Annotated in this window: 22 protein-coding genes; 18 read left to right on the plus strand and 4 right to left on the minus strand. The window is 71.6% G+C overall.

Translation table 11 applies throughout. The annotated features are described in order from the left end of the window. Positions 1-54 precede the first annotated feature (54 nt). Positions 55-1,416, minus strand: a complete 1,362-nt coding sequence (locus tag BCL76_RS09540; protein WP_109779060.1) for an aspartate aminotransferase family protein — start codon at positions 1,414-1,416, stop codon at positions 55-57. Positions 1,417-1,595: 179 nt separating this feature from the next. Between BCL76_RS09540 and BCL76_RS09545 the strand changes: the two genes are divergently transcribed. The 10 genes from BCL76_RS09545 (at position 1,596) to BCL76_RS09590 (ending at position 11,145) form a co-directional block, all read left to right on the plus strand. After that, positions 1,596-2,225, plus strand: coding sequence for a DJ-1/PfpI family protein (locus BCL76_RS09545; RefSeq protein WP_109779061.1), 630 nt, complete (start codon positions 1,596-1,598; stop codon positions 2,223-2,225). Between the two features lie 157 nt (positions 2,226-2,382). Then, entirely contained in the window at positions 2,383-2,844 is a 462-nt protein-coding gene (locus tag BCL76_RS09550; protein ID WP_109779442.1) for a MarR family winged helix-turn-helix transcriptional regulator, read from the plus strand. Between the two features lie 90 nt (positions 2,845-2,934). Further along, a complete protein-coding gene (locus BCL76_RS09555; protein ID WP_181382492.1) occupies positions 2,935-3,324 on the plus strand; it encodes a nuclear transport factor 2 family protein in 390 nt (129 codons plus the stop codon). Positions 3,325-3,659: 335 nt separating this feature from the next. After that, complete coding sequence (locus tag BCL76_RS09560) at positions 3,660-4,607, plus strand: alpha/beta hydrolase family protein (RefSeq protein WP_258309494.1); 948 nt, start codon at positions 3,660-3,662, stop codon at positions 4,605-4,607. Next, the gene (locus tag BCL76_RS09565) at positions 4,600-5,802 is read left to right on the plus strand and encodes an acyltransferase family protein (RefSeq protein WP_109779064.1); all 1,203 of its coding nucleotides are present in this window, start codon (positions 4,600-4,602) and stop codon (positions 5,800-5,802) included. The genes BCL76_RS09560 and BCL76_RS09565 overlap by 8 nt, the downstream gene beginning before the upstream one ends. A 22-nt stretch (positions 5,803-5,824) precedes the next feature. Further along, positions 5,825-7,144 carry a sensor histidine kinase gene (locus BCL76_RS09570; RefSeq protein WP_258309495.1) on the plus strand — a complete coding sequence of 440 codons (1,320 nt, stop codon included), beginning with the start codon at positions 5,825-5,827 and terminating at the stop codon, positions 7,142-7,144. Beyond that, positions 7,141-7,812 carry a response regulator gene (locus BCL76_RS09575; protein WP_109779066.1) on the plus strand — a complete coding sequence of 224 codons (672 nt, stop codon included), beginning with the start codon at positions 7,141-7,143 and terminating at the stop codon, positions 7,810-7,812. Before BCL76_RS09570 ends, BCL76_RS09575 begins: the two co-directional genes overlap by 4 nt. 89 nt (positions 7,813-7,901) lie before the next feature. Further along, positions 7,902-9,251, plus strand: a complete 1,350-nt coding sequence (locus tag BCL76_RS09580; protein ID WP_109779067.1) for a sensor histidine kinase — start codon at positions 7,902-7,904, stop codon at positions 9,249-9,251. Next, a complete protein-coding gene (locus BCL76_RS09585) occupies positions 9,248-9,907 on the plus strand; it encodes a response regulator (RefSeq protein ID WP_109779068.1) in 660 nt (219 codons plus the stop codon). The genes BCL76_RS09580 and BCL76_RS09585 overlap by 4 nt, the downstream gene beginning before the upstream one ends. Before the next feature lie 29 nt (positions 9,908-9,936). Further along, on the plus strand, positions 9,937-11,145 hold the full coding sequence (locus BCL76_RS09590; protein WP_109779069.1) for a cytochrome P450: 1,209 nt from the start codon (positions 9,937-9,939) through the stop codon (positions 11,143-11,145). Positions 11,146-11,170: 25 nt separating this feature from the next. Here the strand turns inward: BCL76_RS09590 and BCL76_RS09595 are convergent, their stop codons facing one another. After that, positions 11,171-12,763, minus strand: coding sequence for an ABC transporter permease (locus BCL76_RS09595; RefSeq protein ID WP_109779070.1), 1,593 nt, complete (start codon positions 12,761-12,763; stop codon positions 11,171-11,173). Continuing rightward, a complete protein-coding gene (locus BCL76_RS09600; protein WP_109779071.1) occupies positions 12,760-13,653 on the minus strand; it encodes an ABC transporter ATP-binding protein in 894 nt (297 codons plus the stop codon). The genes BCL76_RS09595 and BCL76_RS09600 overlap by 4 nt, the downstream gene beginning before the upstream one ends. Positions 13,654-13,737: 84 nt before the next feature. On the opposite strand from BCL76_RS09600, the gene BCL76_RS09605 reads away from it, so the two are divergent. The 4 genes from BCL76_RS09605 (at position 13,738) to BCL76_RS09620 (ending at position 17,814) form a co-directional block, all read left to right on the plus strand. Beyond that, positions 13,738-14,274: a GbsR/MarR family transcriptional regulator gene (locus tag BCL76_RS09605; protein WP_109779072.1), complete on the plus strand. Its 537-nt coding sequence runs from the start codon at positions 13,738-13,740 to the stop codon at positions 14,272-14,274. A gap of 211 nt (positions 14,275-14,485) precedes the next feature. After that, positions 14,486-14,905 carry a helix-turn-helix domain-containing protein gene (locus tag BCL76_RS09610; protein WP_033215078.1) on the plus strand — a complete coding sequence of 140 codons (420 nt, stop codon included), beginning with the start codon at positions 14,486-14,488 and terminating at the stop codon, positions 14,903-14,905. Between the two features lie 10 nt (positions 14,906-14,915). Then, entirely contained in the window at positions 14,916-15,332 is a 417-nt protein-coding gene (locus BCL76_RS09615) for a VOC family protein (protein ID WP_030726511.1), read from the plus strand. Positions 15,333-15,399: 67 nt separating this feature from the next. Continuing rightward, the gene (locus BCL76_RS09620) at positions 15,400-17,814 is read left to right on the plus strand and encodes an ATP-binding cassette domain-containing protein (protein WP_109779073.1); all 2,415 of its coding nucleotides are present in this window, start codon (positions 15,400-15,402) and stop codon (positions 17,812-17,814) included. 139 nt (positions 17,815-17,953) lie between these two features. Here the strand turns inward: BCL76_RS09620 and BCL76_RS09625 are convergent, their stop codons facing one another. Then, positions 17,954-18,787, minus strand: coding sequence for a diacylglycerol kinase family protein (locus BCL76_RS09625; RefSeq protein ID WP_109779074.1), 834 nt, complete (start codon positions 18,785-18,787; stop codon positions 17,954-17,956). A 184-nt stretch (positions 18,788-18,971) separates the two neighbouring features. Here BCL76_RS09625 and BCL76_RS09630 point away from each other — a divergent pair, with 184 nt between their 5' ends. The 4 genes from BCL76_RS09630 to BCL76_RS09645 all read left to right on the plus strand — a co-directional run bounded on the left by BCL76_RS09630 (position 18,972) and on the right by BCL76_RS09645 (position 22,970). Beyond that, entirely contained in the window at positions 18,972-20,255 is a 1,284-nt protein-coding gene (locus tag BCL76_RS09630; protein WP_109779075.1) for an adenylosuccinate synthase, read from the plus strand. A 214-nt stretch (positions 20,256-20,469) separates the two neighbouring features. Next, complete coding sequence (locus BCL76_RS09635; RefSeq protein WP_181382493.1) at positions 20,470-20,958, plus strand: carboxymuconolactone decarboxylase family protein; 489 nt, start codon at positions 20,470-20,472, stop codon at positions 20,956-20,958. Between the two features lie 167 nt (positions 20,959-21,125). Beyond that, positions 21,126-21,962, plus strand: coding sequence for a PP2C family protein-serine/threonine phosphatase (locus BCL76_RS09640; protein ID WP_109779076.1), 837 nt, complete (start codon positions 21,126-21,128; stop codon positions 21,960-21,962). A 45-nt stretch (positions 21,963-22,007) separates the two neighbouring features. Next, positions 22,008-22,970 carry an MASE1 domain-containing protein gene (locus BCL76_RS09645; RefSeq protein WP_109779077.1) on the plus strand — a complete coding sequence of 321 codons (963 nt, stop codon included), beginning with the start codon at positions 22,008-22,010 and terminating at the stop codon, positions 22,968-22,970. The last annotated feature ends 23 nt before the right edge of the window (positions 22,971-22,993 follow it).

Here is a 22,993-nt window from a genome sequence, read left to right on the forward strand (position 1 = left end):
GTCGGATGCCGGATGTCGGACACAGGTGGTGCGGGCGACGGGGCCGGTGCGGGCCTAGCCGGCCGTGGTGTGGCGGTCGGCGACCGTCAGCGCCTCGTCCAGCAGGGCCAGGCCCTCCTTGGCCTCCGCCTCCGTGACGTTGCAGGGCGGGACCACGTGGGTCCGGTTCATGTTCACGAAGGGCCACAGGCCCGACGCCTTGCAGGCCGCCGCGAACTCGGCCATCGGCGCGTTGTCCGCACCGGCCGCGTTGTACGGCACGAGCGGCTCGCGCGTCTCCTTGTCCCGTACGAGCTCCAGGGCCCAGAAGGCGCCCAGCCCGCGGACCTCGCCGACCGAGGGGTGCCGCTCGGCGATCTCGGCGAGCGCCGGGCCGATCACGTTCTCGCCGAGGTGGGCGGCGTGCTCGACGATGCCCTCCTCCTCCATCGTGTTGATGGTGGCGACCGCGGCGGCGCAGGCCAGGGGGTGGCCGGAGTACGTCAGTCCGCCCGGGTAGGGGCGGGTCGCGAAGGTCTCCGCGATGGCGGCCGAGATGGCCACGCCGCCGAGCGGGACGTAGCCGCTGTTCACGCCCTTGGCGAAGGTGATCAGGTCAGGGGTGACGTCCCAGTGGTCGGCGGCGAACCACTTACCGGTGCGGCCGAAGCCCGACATGACCTCGTCCAGGATGAAGACGATGCCGTGGCGGTCGCAGAGCTCGCGCACGCCCGCGAGGTAGCCGGGGGGCGGGGTCATGATGCCGGCGGTGCCGGGCACGCTCTCCAGGATGATCGCCGCGATGGTCTGCGGCCCCTCGAAGGCGATGGTGTCGGCGAGGTGGGCGAGGGCGCGGGCGCACTCCTCGGCCTCGGTGGTGGCGTGGAAGGCGGAGCGGTAGAGGTACGGGCCCCAGAAGTGCACGACGCCGGCGGAGGCCGTGTCGGAGGGCCAGCGGCGCGGGTCGCCGGTGAGGTTGATCGCGGCGGCGGTGGCCCCGTGGTAGGAGCGGTAGGTGGAGAGCACCTTGGCGCGGCCGGTGTGCAGCCGGGCCATGCGGACGGCGTTCTCGACGGCCTCGGCGCCGCCGTTGGTGAAGAAGATCTTGTCGAGGTCGCCCGGGGTCCGCTCGGCGATGAGGCGTGCGGCCTCGGAGCGGACGTCGACGGCGAAGCCGGGCGCGAGGGTGCAGAGCCGGGCGGCCTGCTCCTGGATCGCGGCGACGACCTTGGGGTGCTGGTGGCCGATGTTGGTGTTGACCAGTTGGGAGGAGAAGTCGAGGAACCGCTTGCCTTCGTAGTCCCAGAAGTACGACCCCTCGGCCCCGGCGACGGCGAGGGGGTCGATCAGGGCCTGGGCGGACCAGGAGTGGAAGACATGCTTCCGATCTGCGTCCTTCACGGCGGCAAGGGTGTGCGAGGTGACATGAGGGGTCATGCCGTCACGCTAGAAGTGCGCAGGTCGGGCGGGATATCGGCGGACTGTATGGGGGTGGGGGGCCGCTCTCGGCAGTCTGTCTGCGCGGGGTGCGGAGAGCACCCACAGGATTGACAGCATCCTGTCGTTATGACAGTCTATTGTCATAGAGCAGGAATCCACGCCGGAGGCGAAGCACCATGAGCGAGACCCCGCGCAAGCCCGTCCACCTCGCGGTCTACGACACGTACGCGGACTGGGAGACCGGCCACACCACCGCGCACCTCACCCAGCGCGGGCACACCGTGCGCACGGTCGGCCTGAGCGCCGCGCAGCCGGTCACCACCATGGGCGGCGTCCGCATCCAGCCTGACCTGGCCCTGGCCGACCTGCGACCGGAGGACTCCTCGCTGCTGATCCTCACGGGGGCGTCCCTGTGGGACACGGGCGACGAGCTGACGCCGTTCGCGGCCAAGGCGAGGGAGTTCCTGGCCGCGGGGGTGCCGGTCGCGGCGATCTGCGGAGCGACCGCCGGACTCGCCCGTGAGGGCCTGCTGGACGGCCGGACCCACACCAGCGGCGCCTCCTTCTACCTGGCGGAGCAGCCCGGCTACGGGGGCGCCGAGAGCTACGTCGAGGCGGACGCGGTGACCGACGGAGACCTGATCACGGCGGGACCGACGGAGCCGGTGGCCTTCGCCCGCGAGGTGTTCGCCCGGCTGGACGTCTACAAGCCGGACGTCCTGGACGCCTGGTACGGGCTCTTCCACGACTCGGACCCGGCCGCGTACCCGGTCCTGATGGCGGCGTCGGCGGCCGGCGATGCGTGAGGCGACGCACGAGCCGCTGCCCGTCGGGGACCTCGGGGCGCTCGGACCCGGGGAGGTCGGTTCCGGGGAGCTCGGGTCCGGGGAGCTCGGGTCCGGGGAGGTCGGTCTCGGGGGGCTCGGTTCCGGGGAGCTCGGGGGCTCCCGTGACCAGCAGGACCTGCTGAGCCGTACCGCGCTCGGGGTATTCCGGCTCAACGGCCAGTTCCTCGCCATCTCGGAGGAGCTGGCCAAGCCGGCCGGGCTGACGGCCGCCTGGTGGCAGGTGCTGGGCGCGGTGCTGCGGGAGCCGCTGCCCGTGGCGGGCATCGCCCGGAGCATGGGCATCACCCGGCAGAGCGTGCAGCGCATCGCGGACCTGCTGGTCGACAAGGGCTTGGCCGAATACGCCCCGAACCCCGCCCATCGGCGGGCGAAGCTGCTGCGGCCCACGGAGGAAGGGCGGGGGGCGGTGGACCGGATCGGTCCGGGCCACGCGGCACTGGCGGCCCGCCTCACGGCGGAGCTGGGCGATACCGCTTTCGCGGAGACGGTTCGCGCCCTGGAACGGCTGGCCACGGCACTGGACGCACTGGAATCCGCGGCGCCGTCCACCAGCGTTCCGGCGCCTTCGTCGGAGTGATCCCCGGCCGTCGCGAGCGATTGTGTCGAAGTCAATAAGCCTGCAAGCAAAGCTTGTTACGTATAACGGGGCTGTCGGACACTGCCGCACATGGAGCCGTTGAAGGTAGTGGCACAACTGTGGGAGCGGATCGAGGCACGCGACTGGAACGGCGTGGCCGAGCTCATTGCCGAGGACGCGGTCATCGAATGGCCCGTGAGCGGTGAGCGCATCGTGGGGCGTGCCAACTTCATAGCCGTGAACAGCGACGACGGCTACGCGGACGAAAGATCCGTGGAACTGCTACGGATCCTGGCCGACGGGAACCTCGTGGTCACCGAGGTGGAGATACCTCAGGACCACGTCGTCTACCGGGCCGTCTCCCTCTGGACCGTGCGGGACGGGGAGGTCGTGGGGGCGAGGGAGTACTGGACCAGCCCCGGTCAGGACCCGGCGCCCCGCTGGCGGGCGGGCTACGTCGAACCCCTGGTGGCGGACTGAGCCGCACGCTCACCGCCCTGCTCGGCGGGTCCCGGGGGACCGGGCTCGCCGGGCTCGCTGCGGCGTCATCGGCGTCATGTCCGTGCCTCGCAGGTATCCCCCGTCATACCTGAGAGCTACGCGCGAACACGGCTCCATGGCGTGACGCCGACCACGGGCCCGGATTTCTAACTTCGGTAGCAGAGAAGAGCGTTCGCGGCTCTTCCGGCGACCGGAGGAAGAGGGCCATGGCAACGGGGACGGGCACGAGCACGGGGACAGGTACCGGGACCGGGACGCGTACCGGGAGCACGGGGGAGAGCCGCCCGGCGGGCACGGCGCCGGCCACGGGGAGGGTGAGGTCCGGCGGCGGCCGGCTGCGCCGCGGCCTGCTGGCCACTCTGGTCGCCGCGGCCGTGGTCGTCCCCGTCTCCGCCGCGGCCTCCCCGAACGTCCCGGCCCCGGCGCCCGCCACGTTCTCCGAGGACGCCACGCCCCGAAGCCGGTACACCGCCAACATCGCCGCCCTCGCCGAGGCGGCCCGCATGGCCGAGGACGCCGACCGCCCCGGCCGGGCGGCCAGGCTGCGCGCCATGAGTTCGGCCGGAGCGGCCCGGTTCCTCACCTTCGACGGCCGCGGGCGGGGCCGCGCCGTCGAGGTGTTCGGCGAGTTGGAGAGCGCCGACCGGGTCGCCGTGCTGGTGCCCGGCTCCGACACCACCCTGGACACCTACCAGCGGTTCCGTGCCGGAGCCGTCTCCCTCCAGCAGCGCCTGCAGGCCGAGCATCCGCGCTCCGCCGTGGTCGCCTGGCTCGGGTACGACACCCCCGGCACGGTGAGCACCACCGTCCTGAGCGCCGACCGGGCCGACGAGGCCGCTGTCGAACTGGCTCCCTTCCTGGACCGGTTGCGAGCCATATCGGGGCCCGGCGCCCAGCTCTCCCTGCTGTGCCACTCCTACGGCTCCGTGGTCTGTGCCCGGACCGACACCGGGTCCTCGGTCAGTGACATGGTGCTGTTCGGCAGCCCGGGCACGGGCGCCGGATCGGCCCGGGAGCTGCCGACCACGGCCCGGGTCTGGGCCGGCCGGGGCAGCGACGACTGGATCGGCAACGTCCCGCACGTCCGGTTCGGCGGGTTCGGTTTCGGCCCCGACCCGGTCGACCCCGCCTTCGGGGCCCGGGCCTTCGACGCCGGCGCCGTCGGGCACAGCGACTACCTCAAGCCGGGCACCGAGTCCCTCGACAGCCTGGCCGCCATCGTCCTGGGCACCACCCCCGCGTCTGAGGTCGACCATGGTTGAGATCCGCGCCCGCTGGTCCACCCTGGCAACGGGCATCGACGCGGCCACGCCGGTCGACCGTGACCGCGCCGTGGACGCGCTGCGGGCCTTCGCCATCCTCGGCGTGGTCCTCGGCCACTGGCTGGTCACCGCGTTGACCGCACGCGACGGCGGTCTGAGCACCACCAGCCCGTTGGCGCACATGCCCTGGCTGGCCCCGGTGTCCTGGGTGTTCCAGACCTTGTCCGTCTTCTTCCTGGTCGGCGGTCATGTGGCCGCCCGTGGGTACGCTTCGGCACGCGAACGCGGCCTCTCGTACGGCGCCTGGGCCGGGCAGCGGCTGGCCCGGCTGTTCCGTCCCGTCGCCGCGGTACTGCTCCTCTGGGCGGTCGTGGCGGGCGGGATGTTGATCGGCGGGGCGGAGTTCGACACCGTCCGATCGCTGGTCAAGCTGGTGCTGTCGCCCTTGTGGTTCCTGCTCGTGTTCGCCGCCCTCACCGCCGCGACCCCGCTCGTGGCCCGGATCGGCCCGCTGTGGCCGCTGGCCGTCGTCGCTGCCGTCGACGTGTGGCGCTTCGGACCGGACGGCCCGCAGTGGATCGGCTGGGTCAATGTGGCGGCCGGCTGGCTCGTCCCGTTCACCCTCGGTGCCGCCTGGTCGCGCGGGGCCTTCGCAGGGCGCGGCCAGGCGCTGCTCCTGATCGGCGCGGGGAGCGTCGCCACGGCCGCGCTGATCCTCTGGGGCGGGTACCCGGCGTCGATGGTGGGTGTCCCCGGGGCCGCCGTGTCGAACCTGAACCCGCCGACGCTGGCCGCGGCCACCTTCGGGCTGGCCCAGTGCGGGCTCGCCCTGCTGGTGCGCGAGCCCCTGGCCCGGGCCATGCGGCGGCCGACTGCCTGGGCGAAGGTGGCTCTGGTGAACCTCTCCGCCATGACCGTCTTCCTGTGGCACCAGACCGCCATGATGGCCGTCACCGCCCTCGGGCTGCTGGTCTCGGCCGACCTGCCCGGGCTGCACACGGTGCCCGACTCGGTGGGTTGGATAGCGGCCCGGCTGCTGTGGCTGCCGGTGTTCGCCGCCGCGCTGTCGCTCTGCTGGGCGGCGTTCCGTATCCACGAGCAGGCCTCCCGCCGCCCGAGGCCGTCCCGCGCCACCCGTACCGCGGCGCTCCCCGGACCCAGGGTGGACCCCGACAGGGAGATCACCCATGTCTAGGACCCGCCTTAGCCTGAACGGCGTGAACCAGCAGACCGAGCCACCCGCCGACGAAGTCCGTATCCGCCTACCGCGCGGCCTGGCAAGGGAGTTGTTCACCCTGGAGCGGGACCCGCTGCCGAAGATGTCCCGCCCACGCTGGCTGGCCTGGCTGCCGCATGTGGTCCTCTGCTACGTGGCCATTCCCTGCGGCGTTCTCACGGGGATGCAGCTGAACGACCACTACGGGGTGAGCGGTCCGGCCTTGGTGGTGCTGTCGCTGCTGACTTCCGCGTCCGTCGTGCTCAGCATGTTCCGGCCCATCGCCGCCTGGTGGCTCGGGCTCGTCACCGCGGGCCTGATCGCCTGGGCCCTCCACGACCACGTCGGGCAGGGGCAGTCCTGGCCGTGGACGCCGGCCGGGCCGTTCACGCTCGCGCCCGTGCTCCTGATGGTCGCCCTGCGGGTGCCGCCCCGGGTGACCGTAGCGGTCATCGGCATCACCCTCACCCTCAACGGGCTGGCCGACATCGTCCTCAGACCGCCGCAGAGTCAGACGATGATCGGCGGCGCCGCCCTCGTCTTCGGGTTCGTAGGGATCCTCGGCTATGCGCTTCGGGCCACCCGCCTCGCCCGCGGCAAGCTCGTGGAGCAGGAGACACTCACCGAGGAGGAGCGGGCCCGGCGCACCCTGCTGGAGGAGCGCAGCCGCATCGCCCGCGAACTGCACGACGTCGTCGCCCACCACATGTCGGTGATCTCCATCCAGGCGCAGGTCGCCCCGCACCTGGTGGACAACCCGTCGGAGGAGCTCAAGGAGAATCTGGCCGGCATCCGGGAGAACGCTCTGGAGGCGCTGACCGAGCTGCGGCGGGTGCTGGGCGTGTTGCGGTCCGAGCATCCCGACGATCCCGCGAACCCCCATCATCCGCAGCCCACCCTCGCCGAACTGGGCGGCCTCGTGGACAACGTGCGGGGGGCCGGGCTGGAGGTCACGACCGAGATCGCGGGGATACGGCGGCCGCTGACCCCGGGCGTGGAGCTCACCGCGTACCGGATCGTGCAGGAGGCGCTGAGCAACGCGTTGCGCCACGCGCCCGGTTCGAGGGTGGAGGTGGGTATCGCCTACGGGCCGCGTGATCTGCATCTGTGCGTCGCGAACAGCGCACCGACCCGGGCGGCACCGCCCTCGCCCGGAGCGGGGCACGGGCTGCTGGGGATGCGGGAGCGGGCAGGCATGCTGGGGGGCGAACTGGCCGCGGGCCCGCGCCCCGACGGGGGGTACGAGGTGAGCGCCGTACTCCCGATGGATCCGCAGGACCTGCCCGCGGTCCGCGACCCCGAGACGAAGAAGGCCTCATGAGCACCCCGATCAAGGTGATGATCGCCGACGACCAAATGATGGTCCGGCAGGGCTTCACCGTGCTTCTCAACGCACAGCCCGACATAGAGGTCGTGGGGCAGGCGGTGGACGGGGCGGACGCGGTTGCGAAGGTCGCCGAGCTGACTCCGGACGTGGTGCTGATGGACATCCGCATGCCGGGGATGGGCGGGATCGAGGCCACCTCCGTCATCACGGCGGTTCCGGACGCCGCCGTGAAGGTGCTGGTGCTGACCACCTTCGATCTCGACGAGTACGTGTACGAGGCGCTGCGGGCCGGCGCCTCCGGGTTCCTGCTCAAGGACGCGTCGGCCGACCAGCTCGCCGAGGCGGTGCGGGTGGTGGCGGCCGGGGAGGCACTGCTCTCTCCGAACATCACGAAGCGGCTGATCACGGAGTTCTCCCGGCTGGGGGCGCCGCGTGCGCCGTCACGGGCCCGGATCGAGGCCTTGACCGAGCGGGAGACGGAGGTGCTGTCGCTGATCGCCCAGGGCCTGTCCAATGCCGAGATCTCGGAGCACCTGGTGCTGGCGGAGCAGACGGTGAAGACTCATGTGAGCCGGATCCTGGTGAAGCTGGGTCTGCGGGACCGTACGCAGGCGGCGGTGTTCGCGTACGAGACGGGTCTGATCCGTCCGACGGGCTACTGAGCGGACCCGAGTAGTACTTGAGGGGGACCCTGGGATATCACCATCAGCGGCGACGCGGACGAGGGCGGTACGGACCTACGGTGGTGTGTATGACCGAGACGAGCACCGGGGGGACATCCCGGGCACCTGAGTTCCGACTGGCATCCGAGGTGATCGCGACACTGCGCCGGGATCTCGTCACCGATGCCTTCGCCTACCGGCCGCTTCCGCTCGCGGATACGTCCGGACCCGTGGTGCGCCGGCTCCCCGGGGTGCTGCGCCGGTACGCGCCGTGGCGGCGGCATGCGGCGGTCGGGGTCCTGGCCTTCCTCGTCGGGATGATCTCGCTCAACACGCAGTCGGACGCCTGGGGCGACCTGGCGCCGATCGCCATGGCGATGCTGACGGCGACCCCGATCCTGATGACGCTGGTGCGGCCGGTCGGCGCGTGGTGGGCGGCCATCGCGATGACGGTGGTGACGGCGGGCATCAGCAGCCGCCTGGGCAGTGGCATCAGCTGGCCCTGGACCGACGGCAGCTTCTTCTCCTACATCGTGGTCATGGTCCTCGTCACGCTGCGGACCGGGCCACGGGTCGCGGCCTGGATGTGGGCCCTCACCCTCGCGCTGGGAACCACGATCTCCGTCGTGTTCAACGGCCACTGGGGATCGAACATGCCGGAGATGGCGTTCGCCTCGGCCTTCGCCCTGGTGATCGCCGGCAGCATCCAGATCCGCCGGGACGCGAAGGCGGAGGTGAGCGCCCAGCAGGAGGTCACGGCCGTCGAGCGGGACAAGCGGACGCTGCTGGAGGAGCGGACCACGATCGCCCGGGAGTTGCACGATGTGGTGGCCCACCACATGTCGGTGGTGGCGATCCAGGCGGAGGCCGCGCCGTACCGGGTGAAGAACCCGCCGCCGGAGCTGGAGGCGGCCTTCGTCACCATCCGGGAGAACGCGGTGGCGGCCCTGACGGAGCTGCGGCGGGTGCTGGGCGTGGTGCGCTCCGCGGACTACGAGGCCCCGGACGCCCCGCAGCCGACGCTGGCCTCGTTGGACGGGCTGCTGGCCAATGTGCGGGAGGCCGGTCTGAGCGTCGAGAAGACGATCACGGGCTCGGTGCGGGAGCTGCCGCAGGGCGTGGAGCTGTCGGCGTACCGGATCATCCAGGAGGCCCTGAGCAACACGCTGCGGCACGCGCCGGGGGCGGCGGCCGAGGTGGAGGTCTCGTACGTGCTCGGTGGCCTGGGCATAAGGATCGTCAACGACCGGGCGACCGGGGACGCGCGGCCCTCGCCGGGGGCCGGGCACGGGATCACCGGCATGCGGGAGCGGGTGGCCATGCTGGAGGGCGAGATGACGGCCGGCACGACGGCGGACGGCGGGTACGAGGTGGCGGCGTTCATACCGGTGCCCCACCGCGGTGAGCGGGCGCCGGAGCCGAAGGAGGGGACGGTATGACGATCCGGGTGTTGATCGTCGACGACCAGGTCATGGTGCGCGAGGGGTTCTCCGTTCTGCTGAACGCCATGGACGGCATCGAGGTGGTCGGCGAGGCGGTCGACGGCCGGGAAGCCATCGACCAGGTGGCGGCGCTGCGGCCGGACGTGGTGCTGATGGACATCCGGATGCCGCGGATGAACGGGCTGGAGGCCACGCGGGAGATCGTGGCCGCCGACACGGACGCGAAGGTGTTGGTCCTGACGACCTTCGACCTCGACGAGTACGTGTACCAGGCGCTGCGTGCCGGAGCCTCCGGGTTCCTGCTCAAGGACGCGTCGGCCCGTCAGCTGGCCGACGGGGTACGGGTGGTGGCGGCCGGGGAGGCCCTGCTGGCGCCGTCGGTGACCAAGCGGCTGATCGTGGAGTTCTCGAAGATCTCCGAGGCCCGCAAGCTCGCGGATCCGTCGAGCACGGGGGAGCTGACGGAGCGGGAGACGGAGGTGCTGGTGCTGATCGCGCAGGGGCTGTCCAACGCGGAGATAGCCGACCGGCTGGTCGTCGCCGAGTCCACCATCAAGACCCATGTGAGCCGGATCCTGGTGAAGCTGGGTCTGCGGGACCGGACCCAGGCGGCGGTGTACGCGTACGAGACCCGCCTGGTGACACCCGCCTGATCGGGCGCGACTGCCTCTAGGGTGCGGGGATGGGCTTTGATCCGTGGGATGCCGCGTTCGTCGCCGATCCGTATCCGGCGTACCGGGAGTTGCGGGAGCAGGGGCGGGCCATGTGGTGGGAAGCCACCGGGCAGTGGCTGGTGCCGCACTACGCCGATGTGAGCGCGCTGCTGCGGGACCGGCGGCTGGGGCGGACCTACCTCCACCGGTTCTCGCACGAGGAGTTCGGACGGCAGGCGCCGCCACCGGAGCACGAGCCCTTCCACGTGCTCAACGGCAACGGCCTGCTGGACCTGGAGGATCCCGCGCACGCGCGGGTGCGCCGGCTGGTGGCGAAGGCCTTCACCCCGCGAACGGTGAAACGGCTCGTGCCGGCCGTGCGCAGGCTGGCCGGGGAGTTGGTGGGGCGGCTGCGTGCGGACGGGGGCGGGGATCTGCTCACCGTGGTCGCCGAGCCGCTGCCGGTGGCGGTGATCGCGGAGTTGCTGGGCGTCCCCGAGGCCGACCGGGGGCTGCTGCGGCCCTGGTCGGCCGATATCTGCGGGATGTTCGAGCTCCGGCCGGACGAGGAGACGGCGCGGCGCGCGGTGCGGGCGAGCGTCGAGTTCAGTGCGTACCTGCGGGGGCTGATCACCGAGCGGCGAAGCCGCCCCGGGGAGGATTTGATCTCCGGGTTGATCGCCGCCCACGATGAGGAGGGGCGGCTCAGCGAGCAGGAGATGATCTCCACCTGTGTGCTCCTGCTGAACGCCGGGCACGAGGCCACGGTCAACACGACCGTCAACGGGTGGTGGGCGCTGTTCCGCAATCCCGCGCAGCTCGCCGCGCTCCGCGAGAGCCACGATCCCGAAAAGTTGTCCACAGCTGTGGATGAACTCATGCGGTACGACACTCCCCTCCAGATGTTCGAACGCTGGGTGCTCGACGACATCCGGATCGGTGACACCGTCATCCCCCGCGGCGGCGAGGTCGCGCTGCTCTTCGGGTCCGCGAACCGGGATCCCGCGCGGTTCGAGGGCCCCGACGCGCTGGACCTCGTACGGGCCGACAATCCGCACCTGACCTTCGGGGCCGGTATCCACTACTGCCTCGGAGCGCCCCTGGCGCGGCGGGAGTTGGAGGCCTCGTTCGGTGCGCTGCTGGCCGACGGCGTCCCGCCACTGCGGCTCGTCGAGGAGCCGCGGTGGCGGGACGGGTATGTCATTCGGGGGCTGGAGGAACTGCTGGTGGAGTTCTAGGTCACCGGACCGCGCCGGCGGGTCGCTACGCGATCATGTCGCGGCGGCGCAGGGCGCCGAGGCCGGCCGCCGCGGCGGCCACCGCCAGCGCGGTCAGCACCGACAGGGGAGCCCAGTGCAGGTCCTGCGCTCCGGGGAGCCGGGGCAGGTGGGCGAAGGGCGAGAGGTTCAGGACGGCCTGCGGGAGGTTCAGCGCCGGGCCGACCCAGCCCAGGGCCAGCGCGCCCCCGGCCACCGCCCAGGCGGCCGCCGCGTACTGCGGGACCGCGCCGTGGAGCAGCACCGCCAGCGCCCCGATGAGCCATACCGCGGGGAGTTGGGCGAGCGTCGCGCCGATGGCCGCGCCCGGCTCCCGGCCGTGCCCGATGCCGAGACCGAGGCCCGCCAGGAGCAGGATGAGCGCCGAGCCGCCGAAGGCCACGGCCAGGTGGCCGCCGGCCCAGCGCAGTCGCCCGACCGCGTTCGCGAGCAGCGGCTCCGCGCGCTGCCCCGACTCCTCTCCGGCCAGGCGCAGCACCGACGAGACGACGTACAGGGCGGCGACCATGCCGAACATGCCGGCCATCGTGGCGAGGAAGGCGTCGGTGAGCGCGCCCGATCCGCTCTGCGCCCCCTGCCCACCCATCCGTTCGATGATCTCGCGGGTGCGGTCGTTGTCGCCGACCAGGTCCGCGGCGCCGTCCGCCATCCCGCCGAAGACGACACCGGCGATCAGGAAGCCCACGGCCCAGCCCAGTACGCTGCCGCGCTGCAGCCGCCAGGCCAGCGCGCCCGCCGTGCCCAGGCGCCCCTCGGCCGGCCCCGGCCGGGACGGCAGGAAGCTCATGCCCAGGTCACGGCGCCCGGCCAGCACGTACGCGGCGCCCGCCTGCGCCGCGACGGCGGCGGCGAACAGCAGGAGCACCCACCAGCGTTCGGCGGCGAAGGCCCGTACGTTCTCCACCCAGCCGAGCGGCGAGGCCCAGGTCAGGGCCGAGCGCCCGCCCTGCGTACCGGCGTCGCCGGCGGCCTTCAGGACGAAGGCGACGCCGAGCACGGCGGCCGCGATCCCCTTGGCCGCACGGGCGCTCTCGGTCAGTTGGGCGGCGATGGCGGCCACACAGGCGAAGAACATCCCGGTGGCGGCGACGGCCAGGCCGAGAGCGACCGCGCCGGGTGCGCCCTGCCCCGCGAGACCGCCCGCCACGAGCAGGGCGACGCAGGCGTTGGCCACGAGGGCGGCGAGCAGGGCGGCGGTCAGCGGGGCCCGTCGTCCCACCATCGCCGCCGAGAGCAGCTCCTGACGGCCCGTCTCCTCCTCCTCGCGGGTGTGCCGGACGACGATGATCAGACTCATGGCGGCCGCGAGGACGGCGGCGTAGACGCCGGCCCGCCATGCGGTCAGGCCGCCGAGGGAGTCACCGAAGACCGGTCCGTACAGGGCGCGCATCGAGCCGTTGGCGTTCATCGAGGCGGCGACCCGGGCGCGTTCGGCGGCGGTGGTGTACACACTGCCCAGCGAGCCGGGCATGCTCACCGTCATGAGCGTGGTGACCAGGACCCACACCGGCATCATCACGCGGTCGCGGCGCAGGGCGAGCCGCAACAGCACGCCGGTTCCCGCCAGTCGGTTCTTCATCGGGACGCCTCTTCGGTGTAGTGGCGCAGGAAGAGTTCTTCGAGGGTGGGTGGGGTCGAGGTCAGCGACCGCACCCCCGACACGGTGAGGGAGCGCAGTACGGCGTCCAGCTTGTCGGTGTCGGCCTGGAGGCGGACCTGGTGCCCCTGCACCTGGACGTCGTACACGCCCGGCAGGTGGACGAGGCCGTTCGGCGGTCCGGCCAGCTCGGCGCTGATCGACGTGCGGGTGAGGTGGCGGAGTTCGGCGAGCGTGCCGGTCTCCACGGTGCGGCCCTTGCGGATGATGCTGACCCGGTCGCAGAGGGTCTCGACCTCGCTGAGGATGTGCGAGCTGAGCAGGATGGTGCGGCCGGCGGCGCGGGCCTCGGTGACGCAGCTCTGGAACACCTCCTCCATCAGCGGGTCGAGGCCGGAGGTGGGTTCGTCGAGGACGAGCAGTTCGACGTCGGAGGCGAAGGCGGCGACAAGGGCGACCTTCTGCCGGTTGCCCTTGGAGTACGTGCGCCCCTTCTTGGTGGGGTCCAGCTCGAACCGCTCGACGAGCTCGGCGCGCCGGGTCCGGTCGAGGCCGCCGCGCAGGCGTCCGTAGAGGTCTATGACCTCGCCGCCGGAGAGGTTGCGCCACAGGGTGACGTCTCCGGGGACGTAGGCGACGCGGCGGTGGAGGGCGACCGCGTCGGCCCAGGGGTCGCCGCCGAGGAGTTCGGCGGCGCCGGAGTCGGCGCGCAGCAGGCCCAGCAGGACCCGGATGGTGGTGGACTTGCCGGCGCCGTTGGGGCCGAGGAAGCCGTGGACCTCGCCGGTGGTGACCGAGAGGTCGAGTCCGTCCAGTGCGCGAGTGCGGCCGAAGGCCTTGTGGAGGCCGGCGACGCTGATTGCCTTCGTCATGCTTCCGAACGTACGTTAGTTTCACAAATTTGTGAAGCTTGAGAATGTCAGGAATCGCGTAAAGTCAGGAAGGTGGCAGATGACATGGTGAACACGGACGCGAAGACCGACACGGATACCGACATCGATGCCGGAGCCGGTACCGATGCCCGGGACGGCGACGCCGTCTCCCGCTTCGTCGAGCGGTTCGCCGCGCAGCTGACCGAGGCCGGGATGCAGCGGATGGCCGCGCGCGTCTTCGCCCAGCTGCTGGCCAGCGACGGCGGCGCGATGACCTCGGCGGAGCTGGGTGAGGCCCTGAGGATCAGCCCGGCCGCCGTGTCGGGCGCCGTGTCCTACCTGACCCAGGTCAACATGGTCAGCCGCGAGCGCGAACCGGGCTCACGCCGCGACCGGTACGTCCTGCACAACGAGCTCTGGTACGAGACCTTCACGCGCCGCGACCAGGTGCTGACCCTGTGGGAGAAAACCTTGCGCGAGGGCGCGGCCACCCTCGGCACGGACTCGCCCGCCGGGGCCCGCGTCGCGGAGACGGCGGCCTTCTTCGAGTTCATGCAGGGCGAGATGCTGGGGCTGATGGACCGCTGGCGGGCCCACAAGGCGACGATCGGCCTCGGCTGAGCGGACCGGTCGCAGGCCGACGCGGGCCGACGCACCGACGCGGGCCGACGCAGGCCGGCGCAGGCCGGCGCACCGACGCGGGCCGACGCAGGCCGACGCAGGCCGACCGCAGGCCGATCGAAGGCCCGCCCCAGCCCCGCCGTACGGTGATCGAATCCGGAAGCGCCGATACCCGCAGACGGGACACCTCCCGCGTGCCATGCTGGAACGCATGAACCTGGAGGACCTGGTACGGCTGCGCCGCGCCCGGGACATGATGGACCGCGAGTACGCGGAGCCGCTGGACGTTCAGGCACTCGCGAACGTCGCCCTCATGTCCCCGGGACACTTCTCCCGCAGCTTCCGCGCCGCCTTCGGGGAGACCCCGTACAGCTACCTCATGACCCGCCGCGTCGAGCGCGCGAAGGCGCTGCTGCGCCGCGGCGACATGAGCGTGACGGACGTCTGCTTCGCCGTCGGATGCACCTCGCTCGGGTCCTTCAGCTCGCGCTTCACCGAGCTCGTCGGCGAGACCCCCAGCGCCTACCGGGCCCGCAGCCACGACGACGGCGCGGCGATCCCGGCCTGCGTCGCCAAGATCCTCACGCGACCGGTCAGGATCGGAGAAGCGAAATCCGCACCCTCCTCGTAGCGTCGACGGCATGGACATCAACCTCTCGCAGTGCTTCATCGCCGTCGACGACCACGACAAGGCGCTCGCCTTCTACCGCGACATCCTGGGCCTGGAGGTCCGCAACGACGTCGGGTTCGAGGGGATGCGCTGGGTGACCGTCGCCTCCCCCACCCAGCCGGACGTGGAGATCGTCCTCGAACCGCCGCTCGCCGACCCGGGCGCCTCGGCGGCCGACCGGCAGGCCATGGCGGAGCTGCTGGCCAAGGGCCTGCTGCGCGGCGTGATCTTCTCCACCGACGACGTCGACGCCACCTTCGAACACATCCGGGCCGCCGGCGGGGAGGTGCTGCAGGAGCCGGTCGACCAGCCGTACGGCGTCCGCGACTGCGCCTTCCGCGACCCGGCGGGCAACATGCTCCGCTTCAACCAGCCCCGCAAGCACTGAGGACCGACTGCCTCAGGAGTCCGCGCAGGAGTCCGAGCAGACGGCCCGCCCGAGAGATGGAGACACGATGAGCAGGGCCCCCGAGCCGGACTCCCGCCCCACCGACGCTCAGGCACCGCAGGCGCAGCACGCCGCCGACAGCCACGGTCTGATCCGCGTGCACGGCGCACGCGTGAACAACCTCAAGGACGTCAGCATCGAGATCCCCAAGCGCCGCCTGACGGTGTTCACCGGAGTCTCCGGTTCGGGCAAGAGCTCGCTGGTGTTCGACACGATCGCCGCCGAGTCCCAGCGGATGATCAACGAGACGTACAGCACCTTCCTCCAGGGCTTCATGCCCACGCTGGCCCGCCCCGAGGTCGACGTACTGGACGGGCTCACCACCGCGATCACCGTCGACCAGCAGCGCATGGGCGGCGACCCGCGCTCCACGGTCGGCACCGCCACCGACGCCAACGCGATGCTGCGCATCCTCTTCAGCCGGCTCGGGAAGCCGCACATCGGCCCGCCCAGCGCCTACTCCTTCAACGTCGCCTCCGTCCGGGCCAGCGGCGGCATCACGGTCGAGCGCGGCGCCGCCAAGACCAAGACCGTCAAGGCGACCTTCTCCCGCACCGGCGGCATGTGCGTGCGCTGCGAGGGCCGCGGCTCGGTCTCGGACATCGACCTCACCCAGCTGTACGACGACTCCAAGTCGCTCGCCGAGGGCGCCTTCACCATCCCCGGCTGGAAGTCCGACAGCTTCTGGACCGTGCGCGTCTACGCCGAGTCGGGCTTCCTCGACCCGAACAAGCCGATCGCGAAGTTCACCAAGAAGGAAATGCAGGACTTCCTCTACCGGGAGCCCACCAAGGTCAAGGTCGAGGGCGTCAACCTCACCTACGAGGGCCTCATCCCCAAGATCCAGAAGTCCTTCCTGTCCAAGGACAAGGAAGCGATGCAGCCGCACATCCGGGCCTTCGTGGAACGGGCGGTCACCTTCACCGTCTGTCCCGAGTGCGAGGGCTCCCGGCTCAGCGAGGGCGCCCGGTCCTCGAAGATCAAGAAGATCAGCATCGCGGACGCCTGCGCCATGCAGATCAGCGACCTCGCGGAGTGGGTACGCGGCCTCGACGAGCCCTCGGTGGCCCCGCTGCTCACCGCCCTGCGGCTCACCCTCGACTCGTTCGTGGAGATCGGCCTCGGCTACCTCTCGCTCGACCGGGCCTCGGGCACCCTGTCCGGCGGCGAGGCGCAGCGCGTGAAGATGATCCGCCACCTCGGCTCCTCGCTCACCGACGTCACCTACGTCTTCGACGAGCCCACTATCGGCCTGCACCCGCACGACATCCAGCGCATGAACGACCTGCTCCTGCGGCTGCGCGACAAGGGCAACACGGTGCTCGTCGTGGAGCACAAGCCGGAGACCATCGCGATCGCCGACCACGTCGTCGACATCGGTCCCGGCGCGGGCACCGCGGGCGGCACCGTCTGCTACGAGGGCACCGTCGAGGGGCTGCGCTCCGGCGGCACCATCACCGGCCGTCACCTCGACGACCGGGCGAAGCTCAAGCCGTCGGTACGCAAGCCCACCGGCGCGCTGGAGATCCGCGGGGCCACGGCGAACAACCTGCGCGACGTCGACGTCGACATCCCGCTCGGGGTGCTCACGGTCGTCACCGGCGTCGCCGGCTCCGGCAAGAGCTCGCTGCTGCACAAGTCGCTCTCCCCGGACGCGGACGTGGTCTCCATCGACCAGGGCGCGATCCGCGGCTCGCGCCGGAGCAACCCGGCGACCTACACCGGGCTGCTCGACCCGATCCGCAAGGCGTTCGCCAAGGTCAACGGGGTGAAGCCGGCCCTGTTCAGCGCGAACTCGGAGGGCGCCTGCCCGAACTGCAACGGCGCCGGGGTCATCTACACCGACCTGGCGATGATGGCCGGCGTCTCGACCACCTGCGAGGAGTGCGAGGGGAAGCGGTTCGACGCGTCGGTGCTGGAGTACCACCTCGGCGGCCGCGACATCAGCGAGGTGCTCGCGATGTCGGTGACCGAGGCCGAGGAGTTCTTCGGGGCGGGCGAGGCGCACACGCCCGCCGCGCACCGCATCCTCACCCGGCTCGCCGACGTCGGCCTCGGCTACCTCAGCCTGGGCCAGCCGCTCACCACGCTGTCCGGCGGCGAGCGGCAGCGACTCAAGCTGGCCACCCACATGGCGGAGAAGGGCGGTGTCTACGTGCTCGACGAGCCGACCACCGGCCTGCATCTGGCCGACGTGGAGCAGTTGCTCGGTCTGCTCGACCGACTGGTGGACTCCGGGAAGTCGGTCGTCGTCATCGAGCACCACCAGGCGGTCATGGCGCACGCCGACTGGATCATCGACCTCGGTCCCGGTGCCGGCCACGACGGCGGCCTGATCGTCTTCGAGGGCACCCCCGCCGACCTCGTGGAAGACCGCTCCACCCTCACCGGCGAGCACCTCGCGGCGTACGTCGGCGCCTGACCCCGCGGCGCCGGAGCGGCGGCCGAGCGGCGGCCGAGCGGCGGCCGAGCGGCGGCCGGACCCCTGCCCGTATCAGTGGCAGGGGTCCGGGGAGCCGGCTGCGGGGGCGCGCCCGCCGCTCACCGTGCACCCGGTGTGGTCACCGGGGCACGGTGAGCGCCCAAGCCCCCGGACGCAGGGTCCACGTACGGCGGCGAACCGGGCCGGTCAGCGCCGCGTCGGCGCGGTACCGGAAGTCCGCGCCGGACACCGTCACCGTCCTCGCCCGGGCCGTGACCGTCGATTCGGCGGAGCTTCCGCCGCCCGTCCGGACCACGACCTCCGCCGCGCCGCCGTCGTCCCGGGTGCGAACCGAGACGTCCTCCACGGGCCGGTCCACGTCCGCGAGCAGCACCCCGTCGGCCTCGACCCGCAGCCGGTGCCGGCTCGTGGCCGCGCCGCCGGCCGCCGCGACCGGCCGGACCAGCGTCCGGACCAGCGAGCGGTAGGCGCTCCACACCGACGGCCCGGCGGGCCGCGGGACCCCGTGCACCGGCGGAATCCGCAGCGCGCCGAGCACCACCCCGTCGCTGTCGTCGACCAGCAGGTCACAGCTGCGCACCGCCCCGTCGAGGACGGCCCGGGCCGCGGTGACGGCCGACAGCGGCACGCCGAGGGACCTGGCCAGCCCCAGCGACCCCACCGGGCCGACCGGGACCAGCGCCAGGGGTCCTTCTCCCAGCCCGCGCTCCCGGTGCAGCAACCCCACGGCGCGCACCAGGGCACGGTCGTCACCGACGATCACCAGCCGTCGATGACCCCGGCGGGCAAGAGCCCGCGCAAATTCCTCCTGCGAATCCGGCAGGCAGATTTTCGCTGCCGCGCCCGCTGACAACACATCCTTCGCGATCCGCACGGACTCGCCGTCAAGACGGCGGGCGACCGGGTCGACGAGCACGAGCAGGCCGCCTACCGGCGCGCCCGCTTGGCTCATGGTGGGCTCTGGAGCCGACACCTCGGTCCTTCCTCGGGTAGCATCTTTGTGCAAGAGGCCCTTGCGCTATTGCGCCAGGGCCTTCGTCTATTCCGGGGCACCGGTCCGACGGCTCAGCCTGCGGTGTACATCGTCGTACGCCCCCTGACCTTGGACATGCCCCATCCGGAAGAGGTGTACGCCTGTGCCCGCTCTTGTGCTGCTCGGAGCTCAGTGGGGTGACGAGGGCAAGGGAAAGGCCACCGACCTGCTCGGTGGATCCGTTGACTACGTGGTGCGTTACCAGGGCGGCAACAATGCCGGCCACACGGTCGTCGTAGGCGACCAGAAGTACGCGCTGCACCTTCTCCCTTCCGGCATCCTCTCCCCCGGATGCACCCCGGTCATCGGTAACGGTGTCGTCGTCGACCCGGCCGTCCTGCTCTCCGAGCTGCGCGGCCTGAACGAGCGCGGCATCGACACCTCCAAGCTGCTCATCAGCGGCAATGCGCACCTGATCACGCCGTACAACGTCACCCTCGACAAGGTCGGCGAGCGTTTCCTCGGCAAGCGCAAGATCGGTACCACCGGTCGCGGCATCGGCCCGACCTACGCGGACAAGATCAACCGCGTCGGTATCCGCGTCCAGGACCTCTACGACGAGTCGATCCTCGTCCAGAAGGTCGAAGCGGCGCTGGAGGGCAAGAACCAGCTCCTCGCGAAGCTCTACAACCGCCGCGCGATCGAGGCCGGTCAGATCGTCGAGGAGATGCTCCAGTACGCGGAGCAGATCAAGCCGTACGTCGCCGACACCACGCTGATCCTCAACAACGCGCTGGACGAGGACAAGGTCGTGCTGTTCGAGGGCGGCCAGGGCACCCTGCTCGACGTCGACCACGGCACCTATCCCTTCGTCACCTCGTCCAACCCGACCGCCGGCGGCGCCTGCACCGGCACCGGCGTGGGCCCGACGAAGATCAGCCGTGTCATCGGCATCCTCAAGGCCTACACGACCCGAGTCGGCGCCGGCCCGTTCCCGACCGAGCTGTTCGACCAGGACGGCGAGGACCTGCGCCGCATCGGCGGCGAGCGCGGCGTGACCACCGGACGTGACCGCCGCTGCGGCTGGTTCGACGCGCCGATCGCACGTTACGCCACCCGTGTGAACGGTCTCACCGACTTCTTCCTCACGAAGCTGGACGTTCTGACCGGCTGGGAGCAGATCCCGGTCTGCGTCGCGTACGAGATCGACGGCAAGCGCGTCGAGGAGCTGCCGTACTCGCAGACGGACTTCCACCACGCGAAGCCGATCTACGAATACCTCCCCGGCTGGTCCGAGGACATCACCAAGGCCAAGACCTTCGAGGACCTCCCGGCGAACGCCCAGGCGTACGTCAAGGCCCTGGAAGAGATGTCGGGCGCCCCGATCTCCGCGATCGGCGTCGGCCCCGGCCGTACCGAGACGATCGAGATCAACTCCTTCCTCTAGGAGACCCGGTCCCCCCGGAGGGGCGGCAGGCGCACCCCGCGCCCGCCGCCCCTCCGGCGTTGTCGGGCGGCCCGGGAACGCCTCTGGCACGCCCCCTGGCACGCCCCCTGGCACGCCGCCTGCGGGACGCCGGAAAGAAATGTCCCGCTCCCTGTCACATCCGTCCGCTCCCCTCCGTCAGTGCTGTGAAGACACCGACCGAAGGAGAGCAGCAATGACGAACACCTCCATCTCGCGGATGCCGAACCCGGCCGAGTTCGTCCCCGAGCTGAACGACATCAGCGCCGCCCTCTTCCGGGCCACGGGCAACCGCTCCGTGCCGCGGACCACGATGAGCCTGGTCCACCTGCGCGCCGGGCAGATCGTCGGCAACACGTACCTGACCGTCCTGAACACCGGTTTCCTGCGCAAGGCCGGGGAGTCCGAGGAGCGCATCACGGCCGTCTCCTCCTGGCAGGACGCCCCCTACTTCACGGCCGCCGAGCGCGCCGCCCTCGCCCTGGTGGAGGCCACCCTCCAGCCCGCCCCGCACGGTCGGGAGCGGGTCACCGACGAGCTCTACGCCGAGGTCGCCGCGCACTACGACGAGAAGGCCCTCGCCACCCTCACCATCGCGATCGGGCAGATCAACTTCTTCATCGCCCTGGCCGTGATCGGCAAGCCCCAGCCGGTCACCTCGCTGGCCGACGAGCAGTGGGGCTGAGGTCGGTGGGCCGAGGTCTCCGTAGGCCCGCCCCCTGGGCCCCGTAAGGGCAGGACCGGTCTCGGGGGGCGGGTTCCGGGTGGGCGGAAATATGATGTGCACGGGCCTGTGCACGGGCTTTTCGCGCAGCGGAGGCAGGGACGGATGGATGCACCTCGGAGCGTTCCGTGACTCCTCGCCGTGCCCCGCGGGCGGCCAGCGCCGACCTGCTCAGCACGCTCGGGCGGCTCGCCGACCAGGCCCGCCGCGGGGTGGAGCTGCAGCAGGCCCGGGTGGACCTGGCCGAGGCGCTGCAGAGCGAGATGCTGCCCGCCTCGCTTCCCGCGCTGCCGGGCCTGCGGACCGCCGCCCGGTACGCGCCCGCCCGGCACGGCCTGGACATCGGTGGTGACTGGTACGACGGCTTCCGGCTGCCCGAGGGGGCTCTGGCCTTCTGCATCGGTGACGTCCAGGGGCACGACGTGGAGGCGGCCGCCTTCATGGGGCAGGTGCGGATCTGCCTGCGCGCCGTGGCGGCCGTGGTCGTCGATCCGGGCGAGGTGCTGAGCCGGGCCAACGAGGTGCTGCTCTCCATGGACCGCGACCTCTTCGCGACCTGCAGCCTGCTGCGCTTCGACCCGGAGACCCGGGAGCTGGAGACCGCCCGGGCCGGCCATGTTCCGGCGGTCTGGGCCACCGTCGACGGCGAGTACGGCATAGCCGAGGACGACGGCGGCCTGCCGCTGAACCTGGCGCCCGGGGCGGGGTACGCGGTGACCCGCCGCCGCCTGACGAAGGCGGGGTCGATCGTGCTGCTCACCGACGGTGTGGTCGAGGGGCCGAAGTTCCCGATCGAGGTGGGCCTGGAGCGGGTGGCCAAGGTGGTGCGGGAGGCCGCGGGCACCGATCCGGGCGAGCTGGCCGCCGAGGTGATGAAGGTGGCCGACTCCACCGGCCACGCGGACGACGCCGCCGTGCTCGTGCTCACCCACGACGCCCGACCCGACCCGCAGGAGACGGGCTAGCGCGTGTCACGGCCCGCGGGGGGCGCCGGGCTGTTGTCTGATGCTGTGGTGCGCACCGAGGGATGGCGACGTCTGCCCGCAGCTCTGCTGCCGATCCTCGCCGTCGCCGTCGCCTACTACGTGGGCGGTCTGATCGGCCTGTACCAGCGTGTGGTCGTCAACGGCGCCGAGGTGACACCCCTGTGGCTGCCGACCGGCATCGCCGTGGCCTCCCTGCTCTGGATGGGCCTGCGGGCGTGGCCCGGGATCGCGCTCGGTACGTATCTCACCATCGAGCAGATCAGCGATTTCGACCTGCCGGGCCTGATCATCGTCGCGGGGAACGTGCTCGCCCCCGTGTGCGCGTACCTGATGCTGCGCCGGGTGGGTTTCCGTACCGAGATGGACCGGCTGCGGGACGCCCTGGCGCTGGTCTTCCTGGGCGGTCTGCTGCCCATGCTGATCAGCGCGACGATCGGGACCTGCACGCTGGTGCTCACCGGGGACCTGCCGACGTCGCAGTTCTGGTCGGTGTGGTCGGCCTGGTGGGCCGGGGACGCGATGGGCGTGCTCGTCCTGACCCCGCTGCTGCTGGTCCTGCGCCGGGTCACGACGCTCCGGCGGTCCCGGGAGGGCTACCGGACGGCCGAGGCGGCGGCCCTGGTGCTCGCCTCCGTCGGCGTCACCCTCCTGGCCACCCGCAGCCCCCTCTCGCTGCTCTTCCTCGTCTTCCCGCTGATCATCTGGGCGGCCGTACGTTTCCAGCTCGCCGGGAGCGCGCCGGTCACCCTGTTGGTGTCGGTCCTGACGATCGCGGCGGCGACCGCCCACGTCGGGCCGTTCGCCCATCACACCCTCTTCGAGATCATGATCAACCTCCAGGGCCTCAACGGCGCGGCGGCCCTGACCGGGCTGCTGCTGTCGGCCCTGGTCACCGAGCAGAACAACGTCCGGCTGAAGATCGAGCAGGTCTGCGAGGACCTCGCCGAACTGGTGGAACACCTGGCCCCGGGCAAACCGGATCGATAGAGGCCGGTCGTCGGAGGCGGCGA

It is taken from the genome of Streptomyces sp. CG 926, assembly GCF_003148825.1.
Lineage (GTDB): Bacteria > Actinomycetota > Actinomycetes > Streptomycetales > Streptomycetaceae > Streptomyces.